This is a genomic window from Mesorhizobium sp. AR02 (assembly GCF_024746835.1).
GTDB lineage: Bacteria > Pseudomonadota > Alphaproteobacteria > Rhizobiales > Rhizobiaceae > Mesorhizobium.
In genome coordinates, this window is the sequence record NZ_CP080531.1 from 5,194,105 (window position 1) to 5,208,810 (window position 14,706).

The 14,706-nt window shown below is 64.9% G+C and carries 13 protein-coding genes; 7 read left to right on the forward strand and 6 right to left on the reverse strand.

Annotated elements, in window-relative coordinates; genetic code table 11:
- Positions 1–87 precede the first annotated feature (87 nt).
- The gene (locus DBIPINDM_RS29295; RefSeq protein ID WP_258582458.1) at positions 88–1,119 is read right to left on the reverse strand and encodes a hydroxyacid dehydrogenase; all 1,032 of its coding nucleotides are present in this window, start codon (positions 1,117–1,119) and stop codon (positions 88–90) included.
- A 204-nt stretch (positions 1,120–1,323) separates the two neighbouring features.
- Between DBIPINDM_RS29295 and DBIPINDM_RS29300 the strand changes: the two genes are divergently transcribed.
- The 5 genes from DBIPINDM_RS29300 (at position 1,324) to DBIPINDM_RS29320 (ending at position 6,229) form a co-directional block, all read left to right on the forward strand.
- Entirely contained in the window at positions 1,324–2,415 is a 1,092-nt protein-coding gene (locus tag DBIPINDM_RS29300) for a LacI family DNA-binding transcriptional regulator (RefSeq protein WP_258582459.1), read from the forward strand.
- A 74-nt stretch (positions 2,416–2,489) separates the two neighbouring features.
- A complete protein-coding gene (locus DBIPINDM_RS29305) occupies positions 2,490–3,479 on the forward strand; it encodes a substrate-binding domain-containing protein (RefSeq protein WP_258582460.1) in 990 nt (329 codons plus the stop codon).
- Positions 3,480–3,626: 147 nt separating this feature from the next.
- Entirely contained in the window at positions 3,627–4,598 is a 972-nt protein-coding gene (locus DBIPINDM_RS29310) for an ABC transporter permease (RefSeq protein WP_258582461.1), read from the forward strand.
- Positions 4,595–5,371 carry an ATP-binding cassette domain-containing protein gene (locus DBIPINDM_RS29315; protein ID WP_258582462.1) on the forward strand — a complete coding sequence of 259 codons (777 nt, stop codon included), beginning with the start codon at positions 4,595–4,597 and terminating at the stop codon, positions 5,369–5,371. Before DBIPINDM_RS29310 ends, DBIPINDM_RS29315 begins: the two co-directional genes overlap by 4 nt.
- Positions 5,372–5,374: 3 nt before the next feature.
- Entirely contained in the window at positions 5,375–6,229 is an 855-nt protein-coding gene (locus DBIPINDM_RS29320) for a sugar phosphate isomerase/epimerase family protein (protein ID WP_258582463.1), read from the forward strand.
- A 291-nt stretch (positions 6,230–6,520) separates the two neighbouring features.
- On the opposite strand, the gene DBIPINDM_RS29325 is transcribed toward DBIPINDM_RS29320, so the two are convergent.
- The 3 genes from DBIPINDM_RS29325 to DBIPINDM_RS29335 all read right to left on the reverse strand — a co-directional run bounded on the left by DBIPINDM_RS29325 (position 6,521) and on the right by DBIPINDM_RS29335 (position 9,620).
- Positions 6,521–6,709 (reverse strand): hypothetical protein, encoded by a 189-nt coding sequence (locus DBIPINDM_RS29325; RefSeq protein WP_258582464.1) that lies wholly within the window; start codon positions 6,707–6,709, stop codon positions 6,521–6,523.
- A gap of 107 nt (positions 6,710–6,816) precedes the next feature.
- Positions 6,817–8,001, reverse strand: a complete 1,185-nt coding sequence (locus DBIPINDM_RS29330; protein ID WP_258582465.1) for an FAD-dependent oxidoreductase — start codon at positions 7,999–8,001, stop codon at positions 6,817–6,819.
- Positions 8,002–8,120: 119 nt separating this feature from the next.
- Entirely contained in the window at positions 8,121–9,620 is a 1,500-nt protein-coding gene (locus DBIPINDM_RS29335) for a formyl transferase (RefSeq protein WP_258582466.1), read from the reverse strand.
- A gap of 333 nt (positions 9,621–9,953) precedes the next feature.
- On the opposite strand from DBIPINDM_RS29335, the gene DBIPINDM_RS29340 reads away from it, so the two are divergent.
- Both DBIPINDM_RS29340 and DBIPINDM_RS29345 read left to right on the forward strand, forming a co-directional pair.
- Positions 9,954–12,032, forward strand: a complete 2,079-nt coding sequence (locus tag DBIPINDM_RS29340; protein ID WP_258582467.1) for a GumC family protein — start codon at positions 9,954–9,956, stop codon at positions 12,030–12,032.
- Position 12,033: 1 nt separating this feature from the next.
- A complete protein-coding gene (locus DBIPINDM_RS29345) occupies positions 12,034–13,434 on the forward strand; it encodes a VpsF family polysaccharide biosynthesis protein (protein ID WP_258582468.1) in 1,401 nt (466 codons plus the stop codon).
- Between the two features lie 173 nt (positions 13,435–13,607).
- Here the strand turns inward: DBIPINDM_RS29345 and DBIPINDM_RS29350 are convergent, their stop codons facing one another.
- Both DBIPINDM_RS29350 and DBIPINDM_RS29355 read right to left on the reverse strand, forming a co-directional pair.
- Positions 13,608–14,315, reverse strand: coding sequence for a cytochrome c biogenesis CcdA family protein (locus DBIPINDM_RS29350; protein WP_258582469.1), 708 nt, complete (start codon positions 14,313–14,315; stop codon positions 13,608–13,610).
- 1 nt (position 14,316) lies between these two features.
- Positions 14,317–14,706, reverse strand: coding sequence for a thioredoxin family protein (locus DBIPINDM_RS29355; RefSeq protein WP_258582470.1), 390 nt, complete (start codon positions 14,704–14,706; stop codon positions 14,317–14,319).

Sequence of the window (14,706 nt, forward strand, 5' to 3'; positions counted from 1 at the left end):
CGTTTCATGGAAACGGCGAACCGCTCTAACTCTTTGTTTTGACGCAATTCCGGACGGAAAACCGTTCACACTTTTCCTGGAATTGCTCTAATTCCTGTCCACCGGCTTCGACCGCATGCGCGACACCGTCTCGCGCTCGGCGCGCTTGGAGCGCAGCGGCGGCAGGCCGCGGTCGATCAGGTCCATGTCCTCCAGCACCATGTCGCCCATGCGCTTGAAGGCGATGTCGAGCGCGCCGGCGCGGTGGGCTGAGCGCAGGAAGCCGGGGAGGGCGCGGACCGGGTGATCCTGCGCCAGCGGCTCCTCGGGGAAGACGTCGCTGGCGGCGACGATGTGGCCGCTCTTCACCGCCGCCATCAGCGCGGGGAAGTCGACGACGCCGGCACGGCTGAGCAGGATGAAGGCGGCGCCCTTGCGCATCGAGGCAAAAGCGTCCGCGCCGAGAAAACCCTGGTTCTCGGAGGTCACCGAGGCGACGACGAAGACGAAGTCGCTCTGCGTCAGCACTTCGTCGAGCGAGGCCGGCTCGACGCCATTGTCGATGAGGATCGACGGCGGCAGCCAGGGATCGAAGACTTTGGTGCGGGTGCGGAAGCCCGACAGCAGGCGGTTGAGCGCGCGGCCGAGGTCGCCGAAGCCGATGATGCCGACATCGGCGCCGGACAAGAGCCGCGCCGTCAGATTGCCGTCGCCTCCCCACAGCTCTTCGCCCTGGCGGAAGGCAAGGTCGGCATCGACGATGTTGCGGGCAAGGTTCAACGCCATGGCGAGGCCAAGCTCGGCCACCGGCTCGGCGAAGACGAGGCCGGTGGTGACGACATGGATGCCGCGGGCGAACAACGTCTCGTAAGGCATGTTGTTGAGGAGATTGGTCTCGACATTGAAGACGCAGCGCAGCGCCTTCATCTGCTCTAGCGTCTCGGAGGAGATCGGCGGCTGGCCAACGATGTAGCGGGCCTCAGCCAGCACATCGGCCGGCAGCTTGGCGACGCCGTCGGGCGTCGTCTCGACGATGCGGTATTTTGCCTTGAAGCGCGCCAGCTGCGGCGGCGTGAAGATCAGCTCGAGCGAGCGCGGTTCCGGCGCGCTGATGACCAGCGGCAAATCCTTGTTCGGCATGACGATTCCTCCCGGCGCGATGCTACCCGCGCGTTTTTGCTTTGCACATGTCGTTGTCCCAAAACCGCTGTATACTTTTTGGGCGGCATGTGGCGCGGCGGCTAAAATACCGCCGATGAACCGATTTACAACTGTGAAAAATCGATTTACTCATTTCTCCAGCGGACAGAAAATGCCTCTGTCCGCGCCTCGGGAGGAGGAGCAATGGCGCATAGGCAGGATCAGCAGCGGCGTCCATCGATCCATGACGTGGCCAGCCGCGCCGGCGTGTCCGCCGCCACCGTCTCCAAGGTCATGGCCGGCGTCACCACGGTCAAGCCGGAAAATGCGCAGCGCGTCCTCGATGCCATCGAACAGCTTGGTTACCGCGTCGATCCGCTGGCTTCCGACATGCGCCGGGCCAAGCGCCGTATCATCGGCGCCATCATGCCGGAATTCGAAAGCGAATTCTTCGGCCAGATGGTCACCCAGCTCGAGAGCCTGGCCGAGCAGCGCGGCTATACGCTGGTGGCGGCGTCCAGCCGCGAATCCGAAGCGCGCGAAACGGAAATCCTGGCCCGCATGCATGACTGGCGGGTGGCCGGCGTTGTGCTGGCGCCGGTGCGCAACGAGCATGGCCCGGCGGCCGCGTTCATGAAGGCCAACGGCATGACCGGCGTGCTGATCGACCGCGTGCTGTCCGACGACGCCTTCGACACCGTGTCGGCCGACAGTGCCGCCGCCAGCGCCGAGGTGGCGGGCCACCTGATCGGCAAGGGGCACCGCCACATACTGGTCGTTGGCCTTGGCGAGCAGGCGGCCACCGTGCGCGCCCGCCTCGACGGATTTCGCGCCACAGCACTCAAGCTGGCGCCGGACGTGCGCATCGATGTCGTGCTCGCCGAAACCGATGTAGAGCCGCTCAGGGCGCAACTGCGCGACTATTTTGACAGGGTCGAAGGCAAGGGTGGGGGCGCCAAAGGTGGCCAGCGCCCGACGGCCGTCTATTCGCTGTTCCTCAAGGGCACGCTGGTGGCGCTGTCGGAATTCCGCCGCCGTGGTTGGCATTGCCCCAACGATATCTCGCTGGTCGGCTTCGACCATGCCGAATGGATGCAGGTGACATGGCCGGCCATCGCCGCCGTGGTGCAGCCCGTGCGCCAGATCGCCGGCCACGCCATGGAGGCTTTGTTTGCCAGGATTGAAGGTGGGGAGGGGCCGCCAAGAGCGCGGCTCGAGCCTTGCCAGGTTTTGATGCGGGAATCCGTTGGCTCGCCAGGCAACGGCCCGCATTCCGGGGGAGGAAACCGACAATAGCCCCCATTGTCGACGAAGTAGCGCTGCGCCTGGCCTCGGCTCGCGGCACCAGACATCAACCGGAGGAGAAACAAATGAACTCGTTCATCCCGAAGATAAATCGATTTACTTTTGCTTTTGGCGTCGCCATGGCGCTTTGCGCCGCGACTTCGGCGAAGGCCGACGATGCCGAATACGGCGTGCTGATGAAGACGCTGGCCAACCCGTTCTGGGGTGCGATGAGCCAGGGCGTCGAGGCCGGCGCCAAGGGCGCGGGTGTCAAGATCTTCGAGCAGGCGGCCGAGAGCGACCAGGCGGCCGAGCCGCAGCTGAACCTGTGCAACACCATGCTGGAGCGCAAGCCGGCGGCGATGATCACCGCGGCCATCAACTCCACCAACCTTCTGCCGTGCCTGAAGGTGGCGCAGGAGGCCGGCGTCAAGATCGTCGACCTCGACAACAATCTCGACCAGGCGGTGCTCGACAAGGAAGGCATCAAGGTCACATTCCACATCGGCTCCAACAACAATGCCGCCGGCGCGCAAGGGGCGGAGTATCTGGTCTCCAAGCTCGGCAAGGACGCCAAGGGTCCGGTGCTGGTGATCGAGGGCTTGTCGGGCAACATCACCGGCGAGAAGCGCGCCAAGGGCTTCGCCGACAAGCTGAAGGAGCTGGCGCCCGGCCTGGAGATCGTCGCTTCGCTGCCCGGCGACTGGGATCGCGGCAAGGCGGCCTCGATCGCCACAGACACGCTGACGGCGCATCCCGACCTCGTCGCCATCTTCTGCGCCAATGACGGCATGGCGCTCGGCGCGGTCGAATCCGTCTACGCCGCCGGCAAGGGTCCGCAAGTGACGATCATCGGCGTCGACGGCAATTCCGATGCCGTGAAGTCGATCAAGGAAGGCCGCCTCAATGCGTCCGTCGCGCAGCTGCCCTATCTCGTCGGCAAGCAGGCGGTCGAGAACGTCAAGAAGGCGCTGGCCGGAGAGAAGGTCGAAGACAGCATCGCCGTGCCGACCCTGGTGCTGACCAAAGAGGTCATCGACGCCGGCAAGGAGCCGATGCTGGAATATGTGAAGTAGGAAGGGAATAGGGCAGTAGGGCAGTAAGGCAAGTAGGGGAACCAGACGGTTTGCGCGTCGCGGCTCTCTTCTGTTCACCTACTGCCCTACTGCCCTACTGCCCTACTGCCTTACTGCCCTACTGCCCTCTCTCAAAGGTGCAACCAAATGTCATTCTGGTCCCGGGTGCAGCGTGCATCCGTCGAACGGCTTCATATCAGGCTGGAATCGCTGCTGGTGCTGGTGGCGCTCAGCGCCGTCATGGCGGTGCTGTCGCCGTATTTCCTGTCGCTCAGCAACTTCCTCAACATCCTGCTTGCGACCTCAACGATCGGTGTGCTGGCGATTGCCGCCACCTTCGTCATCGGCTCGGGCGGGCTCGATTTGTCGCTGGGCTCGGTGATGGGACTGTCGGGCGTCGCCGGCGCCTTCGTCGCCGTCAATCTCGGCTGGTGGTCGCCGCTGGCGGTTGCCGCCTGCATCATCGCCGGCGGCATTGCCGGCTATATCAACGGCCAATTGGTCACCCGCGCCTTCGTGCCGGCCTTCATCGTCACGCTCGGCATGCTGGGCCTGGCGCGCGGGCTGGCGCTGGTCATCTCGCAGGGCAGGGCGATCTACGGCCTGCCGCCGGAGATCGTCTATATCGGCCAGGGCCGCCCCTTCGGTGTGCCGATGCCGGTCATCCTTTTGGTGCTGACCGCCATCGTCGCGCATTGCCTGCTTGCCTACACCCGCTTTGGCCGCCACACGCTGGCGCTTGGCGACAGCGAGGGCGCGGCGCGCGCCGCCGGCATCCGCGTCGAGCATCACCGCCGCATCATCTACACGCTGTCGGGCGCGCTCGCCGGCCTGGCCGGCCTGTTGTTCACCGCCCGCGTCAATGCCGGCGACCCGACCGCCGGCATCAATTATGAGCTCACCGCCATCACCGCGGCGATCATCGGCGGCACCAATCTGTTCGGCGGCCGCGCCTCGATCCTCGGCACCATGATCGGCGCGCTGATCATGGGCGTGCTGCAGAACGGGCTGACGCTGCTTGCCGTGCAATCCTACTACCAGCAGATGGCGATCGGCGCGGTGCTGATCCTGGCGGTGTTCATCGACCAGTACCAGGTGCGCAAGGAGTCACGCGTATGACCCTCCTTACCCTGCAAGGCATCCGCAAGAGCTTTGGCGCGGTCGACGTGCTGCATGGCGTCGACCTCAGTGTCGAGGCCGGCGAAGTGATCGGTCTGGTCGGCGACAATGGCGCCGGCAAGTCGACGCTGATGAAGACCATCACCGGCATTTACCGCGCCGATTCCGGCTCCATCCAGCTCGACGGCAGGGACATCCTGCCGCTCGATCCTGGCCAGCGGCGCCAGCTCGGCATCGAGATGATCTACCAGGACCTGTCGCTGGCCAAGCAGCAGGATGTCGCCGCCAACATCTTCCTCGGCCGCGAGCCGGTGAAGAAGCTGTTCGGCCTGATCCCGGGCTTCGTCGACAAGGCCGAGATGGACCGCCAGGCGGCGAAGATGATCGAGCGGCTCGGCGCGCATCTGCCGTCGATCAACCGCTCGGTCGGCTCGTTCTCGGGCGGCCAGCAGCAGACGGTGGCGATTGCGCGCGCGCTCACCTTCAACCCCAAGCTGGTCATCATGGACGAGCCGACGGCGGCGCTCGCCGTGCGTGAGGTGCAGAGCGTGCTCGACCTCATCCGCCGGCTGAAATCGGAAGGCATCGCCGTCATCCTGATCTCGCATCGGCTGAACGACGTGCTGGCGGTCACCGACCGCATCGTCGTGCTGCGCCACGGCCGCGCCGAGGCCAATCTGGTCACGGCCAAAACCAACATGAACGAAGTCGTCGGCCGCATCGTCGGCGGCGGCGACACCAGCGCCGCGGCGGCGCACGAACAGAGAGGCTGAACGATGAATGTTTTTGGACTGCACACTTTCGCCATCGCCCCGGTCTGGGACCTCGACCTGATCGAGCCGCAGATGGAGCGGCTGAAGGGGCTCGGCATCGGCCTGCTCGAAATCCCGCTGCTGCGCCCCGAGGAGATCGACACTCTGCGCACGCGCGCCTTCGCCGAACGCTGGAATGTCGAGCTTATTCCGTCGCTTGGCCTGCCGGCCTCACTTGACGTGGTGGCTAGGCCGGACGAGGCGCTGGCCTTCCTCGAACCGGCCTTTGGCGTCTGCGAAGCGGTGGGCAGTAAAGCCCTGGGCGGGGTCACCTATGGCACGATCGGAAAGACGTCCGGACGCGCGCCAACCGAACAAGAAATCGACGGCATGTGCCGCTTCCTGGTGCGCGCGGCCAAGGCCGCCAAGGCGCATGGGCTGAAGCTCGGCATCGAGCCCTGCAACCGCTACGAGACGCATCTGATCAACCGCGGCATCGATGCGACCAAAATCATCGAGCGCGTCGGCGCCGACAACATCTTCATCCATCTCGACACCTATCACATGCATATCGAAGAGGAGAGTTTCGACGCCGGCTTCAAGGCGGCGGCCCCCTATCTCGGCTATGTCCATGTCTCGGAAGCCAATCGCGGCGTACCGGGGCGCGGCATGCTCAACTGGGCGGCCTGCATGAAGGCGATAGCAGACATCGGCTACACCGGCGCCATCACGCTCGAAAGCATGAACCATGTCGATGTCGACATCGCCGGCGGGCTGGCCGTGTGGCGGCCGGTGGCGGAGAACCCCGACGATGTGATCGGTGTCGGGTTGCCGTTCCTGCGCGAGGAGGCGAGGAAGGCGGGGCTGCAATTGGGGTGAGGGGGCAGGACTTGGGTTCCTCGCCCCCGCAAAGCGGGGGAGAGGTGGCCGCGAAGCGGCCGGAGAGGGGGCTTCGTAGGGCGCCTGCTTAAAAGGTCGGATTGGGTAGCTTCATTGGCAACGTCTGCGCCATTCCCCCTCTCCGTCTCGGCTTCGCCGAGCCACCTCTCCCCCATTCCATGGGGGCGAGGAACCTAAATCCTGCGAGGCCGGCATCCCGAGGCAAGTGCTGGCACAATTGACACTGGGCGGCGAATTGCTTCTTCTGGCGCGGTATCCAACGGGAGGGCATTAACCGGTGAAAAAATACGAGAAGCCAAGCTGGCAGAAGCGTGAACGGCTTTCGGCCGTCACGGCCCAGGCAATCCCTTCGTCAGGTTCGCCGCCGCCGCCCTGAACGGTCTGGCGCATTCGCCTGAAGACATACGAGGCGCGATCGGTTGATCGCGCCTTTTGCTTTTTGGGGATGACACCCCGCATCTGCCGTTGCTCCCCCGAAATCCCAAGGCGGGCGCTTCCCTTCTCCCCGGGGAAAGGAGAAGGGAAGACGCCTCTGCCTTCGATGGCGGGGGAGAGTGGGAGGGCCCTCACGCCATACCGGGCTCCCGCCGCAGTCCCAAATGGCGCACCTTGCGGCCGATGATCATCAGCTGCCGCGCCGTGTTGTTGCGCAGGCGCCGCACGCGCCATTCCAGTCCGGTTTCGGTGGTGATCTGCTTGGCGTAGATGCTCACACGCATGCCTTCCTCATCCGAAGCCACCTTGATCGGGTCGTCGTAGAAGGCGTTGATCTTGTCTGCCGTCATCCCTGGCGTTTCGAGCCATTGCGGGATGTGGACCGTGCAGAGCTGATGGATATCGGTCATCACCCGGCCGATGCCGATGCCCGGTGTCGGGCATGTCGTCCAGAACGCGTCACCGACGAAGACGACGCCGTCGCGGCGATGGCCTTGCGTTTTGGTCAGACTGACCTGCCTGACGTCGACGGGACCTGTCACTTCGAAATTGCCGCACTGCGCCGCGATCTCGGGCATCAGTTCACAAAGCATCTTCTGCGGCGCCTCGCGAAACGCCTTCGTCCAGGATTCGGCCAGGTTGCGATAAAGGAATACGTTCGCCCGCATCTTGTTGCCGATGGGGAAGACGCTGATGTAAGCGATGCGCTCCGCGGCCCGCTTGCCGTAGGAGGTGACGGCCTGATAGGGGCATTCCTTCGGCGATATTGCGAGGTCGAACCCCATTGCCATCGAATGCGCCTTTGACAGCTCGATGCGCTCGACGCCGATGGCGCGCCGCACCGCTTCGCTGTAGCCGGTGGCCACCACCAGCAGGCGCGCGTCGATGACGGCGCCATCGGTGAGCACCAGGCGCTGCCGGTCCGGTCCGGTCGAGACCTCGGCCACCTTGCCGACCGTCAGCGGCACTTGCGGCGGCAAGGCATCGCGCAGGCCGTTGATCAGCGCGCCATAGGAAAATGCGTATTCCCACTTCTTCTCGCGTGCGAACAACTGGCCGAGGCGGAAGACATGAATGTCGGTCATCGGGGTGACGAGACGCTTGAGCGTTGCATCGAGGCCGAGCTTCTCGAACAGCCGCATCTGGTCCATGCCGATCTTCTCGGCTCGGAACTCGTCGTGATGGACGCGGTGCGGATCGATCAGCGCCACCTTGCGGCCGGCGTTTCCCAACACCGTTGCCAGGGTGGTGCCGGCCATTCCGGCGCCAATGATGGCCACGTCTACTTCGGCCGGGCCAGCCGCGGCGGTCGTCATTTATCTACCCTTTCTGCTGGTCATTGTTTCTCTCCACAATCTGTAGTGGAAAATATCTTCCAGCCACTTATCAACCTCAAGCAACCCATGCGCGTACCCGGTAGTAACACTTGTTTACCTTAACGCCGGGCCCGTTGTTTCCAGCGCGGCGCGATCGCCGAGCCATCGATGAATTCCAGGCCGCCCGCCTCGTTGAGCGTGTGCAGCTTGCGCCCATTCCATAGCGCGCCAGGAGTTAAAATGGTCTCGACGGACTGCTCCATGCCGTTCAAATCAAGGTGAGCGACGCGTGCGATGCCAAGGGCGGCGCCATAACTCCTGCGGCAATCCTGCACCGGACGCAGCAGCTCGTTGCCGCGCTTGACCATGCGGCCGGCCGGCCGCGCCGAGGCGATGTCGATCAGCACGGGATTCTTGGGATGCGGCGTCCACGGCCCGCGAAAATCCGGCGCCGACCACAGATGCAGCGCGTCGGAGAAAGCGCCGCCGCCGTCGCGGACAGTGGCGAACAGCCACCAGCGTCCGCCATGCTCGACCAGCGTGGCGTCGCTGGCGACGATGTTAGACAGCAGCGTTGCTTCCTTGACCCAGCCGCCGGGGAAGGCGGTGGCGCGGTAGAGGTCGACCGTGCCGTTGGCGCAGCTCTCCGGCACCATCCAGACCTCGCCATCGCGCTCGAAGACGAAGGGGTAGGAGAGGTGGTAGGGCAGGTCGAGCACCGGCTCGGGACGTCCGATCGGCCCCGATGGGCCGAAAGGCACGGCGGAGATGATGGCGCGGCCCAGACGGTGGATATAGTCCTCGACGAACAGGGTCACTTTCCCCTGGTACAGGATCGGGAACGGATCGGCGTAGAAGCGGCTGCCGTCGTCGGGCAGCACCTGCCAGCCCGTCGCCGGATGGGCGCGCAGGTCGAACAGATCGCGGCCATTGGTCTGGCGCCAGCCGACCTTCCAGTGCGGGGCGTTGTAGCAGAGGTGGTAGATTTTCTGGACGATGCGCCGCGCCAGCGCCTTGCCCGCCCTGACGCCAAGCTTGGCGGGCGAAGGTATCGCCGGCGGGGCACCGGCTTGCGCCGGCTCGGGCAGCACGGGCAGGGCCCGCGCCGCGCCGGTCATTGCGGCGAGGATCAGGCTTGCCGTGCGCGCCAACATGTCCTGGAAGGAGGCAAGCGCGATGCCGCCATATTCGGTGCCCAGGCGTCCTTCGGCGACAGTGGCGCCGTTTTCCTCGATGCGGGCAATCGGCGTGCGGCCGTCGAGGATCAGCGCCAGCAGAGCCGCTTCGCCGGCGGCGCCGTCATAGGTGACGCGCCAGACCCGCGTTCCTTCCAGGCTCACGTCGCCGCAGAGGTCGATCACCAGATCAGGAGAGGCGGGCGGCTGGGTGCGATATGGGGCGAGCGCCGACAGCGGCAGGCGCTTGGCAAGTCCGTCCGCCGGCAGGCCATGGAGGACCGTTTCGAGCTGGAACAAAGCCGCGGCACTGCCTGGAATGCCGCCCCCGGCCGGCCTGGCGTCGACGCAAGGCTCGACATGCGCGAGTGCGCCCAGCCGCTGCAGCAGCAACAGGTGAAAAGCACGGACGCACTCGCTGTCCAGGCGCAGGCTCACTTGCATGTCGCACCCCTAGCGTTTTGATGTTCGGTATCTGGCCGGTGTTCGAAAATTGGGCAGGGGAGATGGTCGCACGGATGGGCCGGAGTGAAGTGCTGCCCCATTTCCATACGTCTCCTGCTCGCCCGCGCCAGTGTTGACACGCTCGTGCCTTTATTAGGCAAACTCCGTGCCAAAAATCAGAAGAGCTCTCAACATAATTAACAGTGTTTTAACAGTTGAAGGAATAGCTAGGCTGAGGCCGCAATTTAATCTTTGCAGGCACATGGAGTGTTGTCGGAGCGACCTTTGCAATCATCCCTGCTCTCGTTGCCGCAACAAAACGCTCCGGAGGCGATGCAATATGCCCCGGAGCCAGTGCCGACGGCGTCCTATGTATCCTCGACCGTCGAGCTGGGTGACCTGAAGCGCATATTGGTGCGCCGCCGTTTCCTTATCCTCGCCACCGCCGCGCTGCTGACCCTTGCGACGCTGGCCTATGGATTGCTCACGCCGGCGCTTTACAGCTCGGTGGCGGAAATCATCATCGATCCGCAAGACCTGCAGGTGGTCACCAACGACGTCAATCCGAGCCGCGTTCCGCCCGATGGCGGCATCACCATGGTGGAAAGCCAGGTCAGTGTCGTCCAGTCGACCGGCGTGCTGCTCAAGGCCATCCAGGCAACCAACCTGACCGAGGATCCGGAATTCAACGGGCAGGGCGGGTTGGTGAGCCGTTTGCTCGGCGGCGTGCTGGGCTCGGGGGCGGCCGAAACCGACAGTACGGGCAAGACGCTCGATGCGCTGCGCCGGCGGCTGGCGGTGAAGCGGGCCGACAAGGTGCTGGTCCTCGACGTGATCGTCACCGCCAAGAGCGCCGACAAGGCGGCGAAGCTGGCCCAGGCCGTCGCAGAGGCCTACCTGGCCGACCAGGCGAGCGCGCGCGCGAAGATGGCCACGGACGCTTCCGATTCCATCACCGCCCGGCTGGACGAGCAGCGCAAGCGCGTGCAGCAGGCCGAGAACGCCGTCGAGGCCTACAAGTCCGCCAACAACATGGTGATGGCGGCGGGCAATCTGGTCAGCGACCAGGAACTGACCGAGATCAACACGCAGCTCTCGGCCGCACAGAGCCGCACTGCGACGCTAAAGGCGCAGGTCGACCAATTGCGCCGGTCCGGCGGCGCGCCGGACGCCACCTCGGAAGCGATGCGTTCGTCGGTGATATCAAGCCTGCGGGCGCAGGAAGCAACGCTTGTCGACCAGGTCTCGCAGCTTGGCACCGAACTCGGGCCGCGCCACCCCTCGATGATCGCGGCGCAGCAGCAGCTGCGCGACACGCGCGCGCTCATCGCGCGCGAACTCGGCCGCATCGGCGCCGCCGCCGAAACTGATTATGAGCGGGCGCTGGCCAACCAGCAGGCACTGGAGGCCAAGGTCGCCGGCATGAAGAGCAAGTCGCTCGACACCGACCAGGCTTCGGTCAAGCTGCGCGAATTGCAGCGCGATCTCGAGGCGGTGCGCTCCGTCTACGCCACCTATCTGCAGCGGGCGCAGGAAACGCGCGAGCAGATCAATGTCGACAGCACCAATGCGCGCATCATCTCCAACGCCATGCCCGCCCTGAAGAAGAGCTGGCCACCTTTGCCGCTGCTGCTTTTTGGCGCCCTCTTCGGTGGGCTGGGGCTGGGCACTGCGCTCGCGCTGATCGCGGAATATTCCTCGCCGACCGTGCTTTCCAGCGCGCAGATGCAATCGGCCATCGACGCGCCGGTGTTTGGCGTGCTGCCGGCAAAATCAGCCCGTCGCCGCTGGTGGCCTTTCGGCGCCGCCACCGTGGCAGGGCAGAAGACCGATGCGGTCGCGGGCCTGGCGCTGAGGCGCCTGTTCGCCTCCAGCCGGCGTCCGCCGAACTGGCCGCTGGTGCCGTCCATACTGCTGACGTCGCCACCCGAGGACGCCGCGCATCGGGGCCGGGTGGCGCGGCTGCTCGCCAATGCCGCGGCTGCCAGGGGCAGCCGTGTCCTGTTCATCGACACCAATGCAGGCAGCGGCAAGAAGGAGCCGCTGCCCGGCCTCCTCGACGTGCTGCGCGGCGAATACGCCTTCGAGGCGCTGAGCCAGTACACGGCCGGCAGCAATGTCGCGGTGCTGGGCAGGGGCCGGCAGACGGCCGTCTTCTCCGAGGCGCAGGGCGTCTATTTCACGCAGCATATGCTGGCCCAGGCGGGCCGCAACTTCGACCTCGTCGTCGTCGACGGCGGCGCGCTGGCCGACAATCTCAACGCCTCGCCGCTGGTCGCCATGGTCGACGAGATCGTCATGGTCGCCACGCTCAACTCGACGCCGATGCGCGATGTCACGGCGGCCTCGCAGGCCATTTCCGTCATGGGGCGGTTGCCGACCGGCGCCTTGCTGGTCGACGAGGCGGCCTGACATGGCTACCAGTTGGCCCGGCACCGGGCCCGCCACCCGGGGGGCCGCCAACCCGGCAGCCGGCTGGGCCGGTTCGGGTCAAGTCGGTTCGGGTCAGGCCACTGCGCGCGCCGGCTCTGTCGACTGGCTGACCAGCTTCGGCCTGGTCGCGGTTGTGGCGCTGCTGTTCGCGGTCTCCGGCGGCATGCTGTGGCTGGTGGGCTATAATTACGACGGCCTGACCGGCAACCCCGCGACCAAGATCCATCCTTCGACCTATCTGCTGGTGCTGGTGTTTGCCTGGCGCGCCTGCACCTTCGGCAATCCGATCGGCTACATGGTTGCCGTCGCCGACCGGCGGCCGGCCAGCGCGCTGCTGGCGGTCATGTCGATCGTGCTGCTGGTCGTCGTCATCGCGCGCCAACGCCCCGGCATGGCCGGCATGATCGACACCTTCGTGGCGCCGGCGCTGCTGGTGATGATGCTGGGCGAGGACGACGAGAAGACATTCGCCCGGATGCAGACCGTCGTTCACGCGGTCATGACCGCGAACGCGCTGCTCGCTTTGTTCGAGTTCGCCACCAAGACGCTGATCTTTCCCTATCGCCTCGACGGCGAAGCGTTCATGACCGACCTGCGTTCGACGGCGCTTCAGGGCCATCCGCTGTCCAATGCCACGGTCACCTCGATCTATGTGCTGGCGCTGCTCTCCGGGTCGAAATCGCTGTCCATGCCGCTGCGGCTCGGGCTGATCGGCCTGCAATGCGCGGCTCTGGTTGCCTTCGGCGGCCGCTCGGCGATGGTGCTGACGATCGCGCTCGGCGGTTGCTACATGCTCATCCAGGGCCTGCGCAGTCTGCGCACCGGGCGCGTCAACCTGCTTGGCGCGGCACTCGGCCTCATCCTTGCCGCGCTGGTGCCGGTGGTCATCGCGGTCGCGGCGTCATACGGCTTCTTCGACGCGCTGCTCGAGCGCTTCGTGTCGGACTCCGGCAGCGCCAATGCCCGCGTCGAGATGTTCGAACTCTTCAACCACCTGGAATGGCGCGACGTGATCGTGGGGCCGGACATCGACCTCATCGAGAGCCTGCGCCGCATCAACGGCCTCGAGCAAGGCATCGAGAATCCGATCATCCGCATGGTCCTCTATCAGGGCGCGTTCTTCACCTTGCTGTTGTTTGTCGGCTTCGCCTTGTTCATGCACGAAGTGGCGCGCCGCTGCCATGCCGGCATCTGGCTGCTGATGCTGGGCTGGCTGATCCTGCTCAACACCTCCGAAAGCCTGGCGTCGAAGACGACGCTGATGACCAAATTCGTGGTGATCGCGCTGGTGCTTTACCGGCCGGGGAAGATGATGGGGCGGCCTGTCGGAGCGGCTCCTCGTTTCGCGGAAACACGGAACCGGCCTATCTCTTCGCTTTGACGAAATCCGGACGGAAAACCGCTACTTCTCCTGGAATTGCTTGTCTTGTGGCGTTCGCTTCCGAGGGGCAGCAGGGAGCCGCTGGAAGTGGGCAACCACCTCGGCCGGGGCGGCCGCCGTCAAGGTTAGGAAGGTGCTGAATGCGAGACAAAGCGCCCCATTGTCGGGGCGCCTCATATTCGGGTCGTGATGGCTATCAGCCAGTCTGGCAAAGCTCGTTCGAGACCGGTCTGCATCGTGCGGTCGAGTCCGGACAGGGTCATGAAACCGGCGATGACCAGCAATGCTCCGAGGGCCATCTTGATGCCGCTGGATGCGCCGAGCATTCGGCCACGCCAGCGGAGCAACGCTTCGCGAGACAAGAGGGCCAGAACCAGCAGCGGCAATGACGTGCCGATGCCGAAAGCCAACATGGTCAACACCACCATGCCGAGATTTTCTCCGCGTGCGGCCATGATGGACGCTGCGCCGAGGGTCGGCCCGACGCAGGGCGTCCATACCGCCCCGAGCAACAGCCCGACGCCGAATTGACCAGAGATGCCGGAGGTCGAGAACCCGAGGAAGCGGCTTTGCGTCCAATTGCCCACCGGGCCGGCGGCTGTCGCAAGCTGAGTCTGGAAACGTGGTACGAGTAGCACCGCGCCAACCAGTATCAACAGCACTGCACCAGCCGAGCGAAACACCGTCATGTCGAGGCCGATTGAAAAGCCTATTGTAGCGACGAAGACGCCTATCGCGGTGAAGGAGACGGCAACGCCAGCCGCCAAGGCCAACGGTGCCAACCGATGTTCAGCCACTGCTCCGGTCAGGACGACCGGGAGGAGCGGCAGCACACAAGGCGAGAGGATCGACAGAACACCGGCAAGCAAGGCAAGCAGCATGTCATAGCGCCTCGCGCAGCAAGGCTTCGATCACGGCAGGATCGGTTTGGCCGGTTTGCCGGTCGATCTCCTTGCCACCCTTGTAGACAATCATCGTGCTTTGCATCTGGACACGGTAGCGAGCCAAAATCTCCTTTTGCGTATCGAAGTCGACGTCGAACTTCTTCATGTTCTTGAAGTCCGGCAATGCCAGTAGCGATGCTACAATGGGCTTTTGCGCCTGACAGGTTTCGCACCACGGCGCAGTGACGTGGACCATGACCGGTCCGCCGGCCTTGAGCGCTTCGTCGAAGCCGGGAATGGTTTCGTCGCCGTTGTGGCCGAACGCTGGCCACGCAGCGGCAACAATACCGGCAGCAGCCGAGAGCATCAGAAAGTGACGACGTTGCAT

Excerpts from the sequence above, each read along its gene's own strand:
- DBIPINDM_RS29340 (WP_258582467.1), top strand. The coding sequence starts at position 9,954 with ATGCAATATGCCCCGGAGCCAGTGCCGACGGCGTCCTATGTATCCTCG.
- DBIPINDM_RS29330 (WP_258582465.1), bottom strand. The coding sequence starts at position 8,001 with ATGACGACCGCCGCGGCTGGCCCGGCCGAAGTAGACGTGGCCATCATT.
- DBIPINDM_RS29350 (WP_258582469.1), bottom strand. The coding sequence starts at position 14,315 with ATGCTGCTTGCCTTGCTTGCCGGTGTTCTGTCGATCCTCTCGCCTTGT.
- DBIPINDM_RS29315 (WP_258582462.1), top strand. The coding sequence starts at position 4,595 with ATGACCCTCCTTACCCTGCAAGGCATCCGCAAGAGCTTTGGCGCGGTC.
- DBIPINDM_RS29295 (WP_258582458.1), bottom strand. The coding sequence starts at position 1,119 with ATGCCGAACAAGGATTTGCCGCTGGTCATCAGCGCGCCGGAACCGCGC.
- DBIPINDM_RS29310 (WP_258582461.1), top strand. The coding sequence starts at position 3,627 with ATGTCATTCTGGTCCCGGGTGCAGCGTGCATCCGTCGAACGGCTTCAT.
- DBIPINDM_RS29345 (WP_258582468.1), top strand. The coding sequence starts at position 12,034 with ATGGCTACCAGTTGGCCCGGCACCGGGCCCGCCACCCGGGGGGCCGCC.
- DBIPINDM_RS29300 (WP_258582459.1), top strand. The coding sequence starts at position 1,324 with ATGGCGCATAGGCAGGATCAGCAGCGGCGTCCATCGATCCATGACGTG.
- DBIPINDM_RS29320 (WP_258582463.1), top strand. The coding sequence starts at position 5,375 with ATGAATGTTTTTGGACTGCACACTTTCGCCATCGCCCCGGTCTGGGAC.
- DBIPINDM_RS29355 (WP_258582470.1), bottom strand. The coding sequence starts at position 14,706 with ATGCAACGTCGTCACTTTCTGATGCTCTCGGCTGCTGCCGGTATTGTT.
- DBIPINDM_RS29305 (WP_258582460.1), top strand. The coding sequence starts at position 2,490 with ATGAACTCGTTCATCCCGAAGATAAATCGATTTACTTTTGCTTTTGGC.
- DBIPINDM_RS29325 (WP_258582464.1), bottom strand. The coding sequence starts at position 6,709 with ATGCGGGGTGTCATCCCCAAAAAGCAAAAGGCGCGATCAACCGATCGC.
- DBIPINDM_RS29335 (WP_258582466.1), bottom strand. The coding sequence starts at position 9,620 with ATGCAAGTGAGCCTGCGCCTGGACAGCGAGTGCGTCCGTGCTTTTCAC.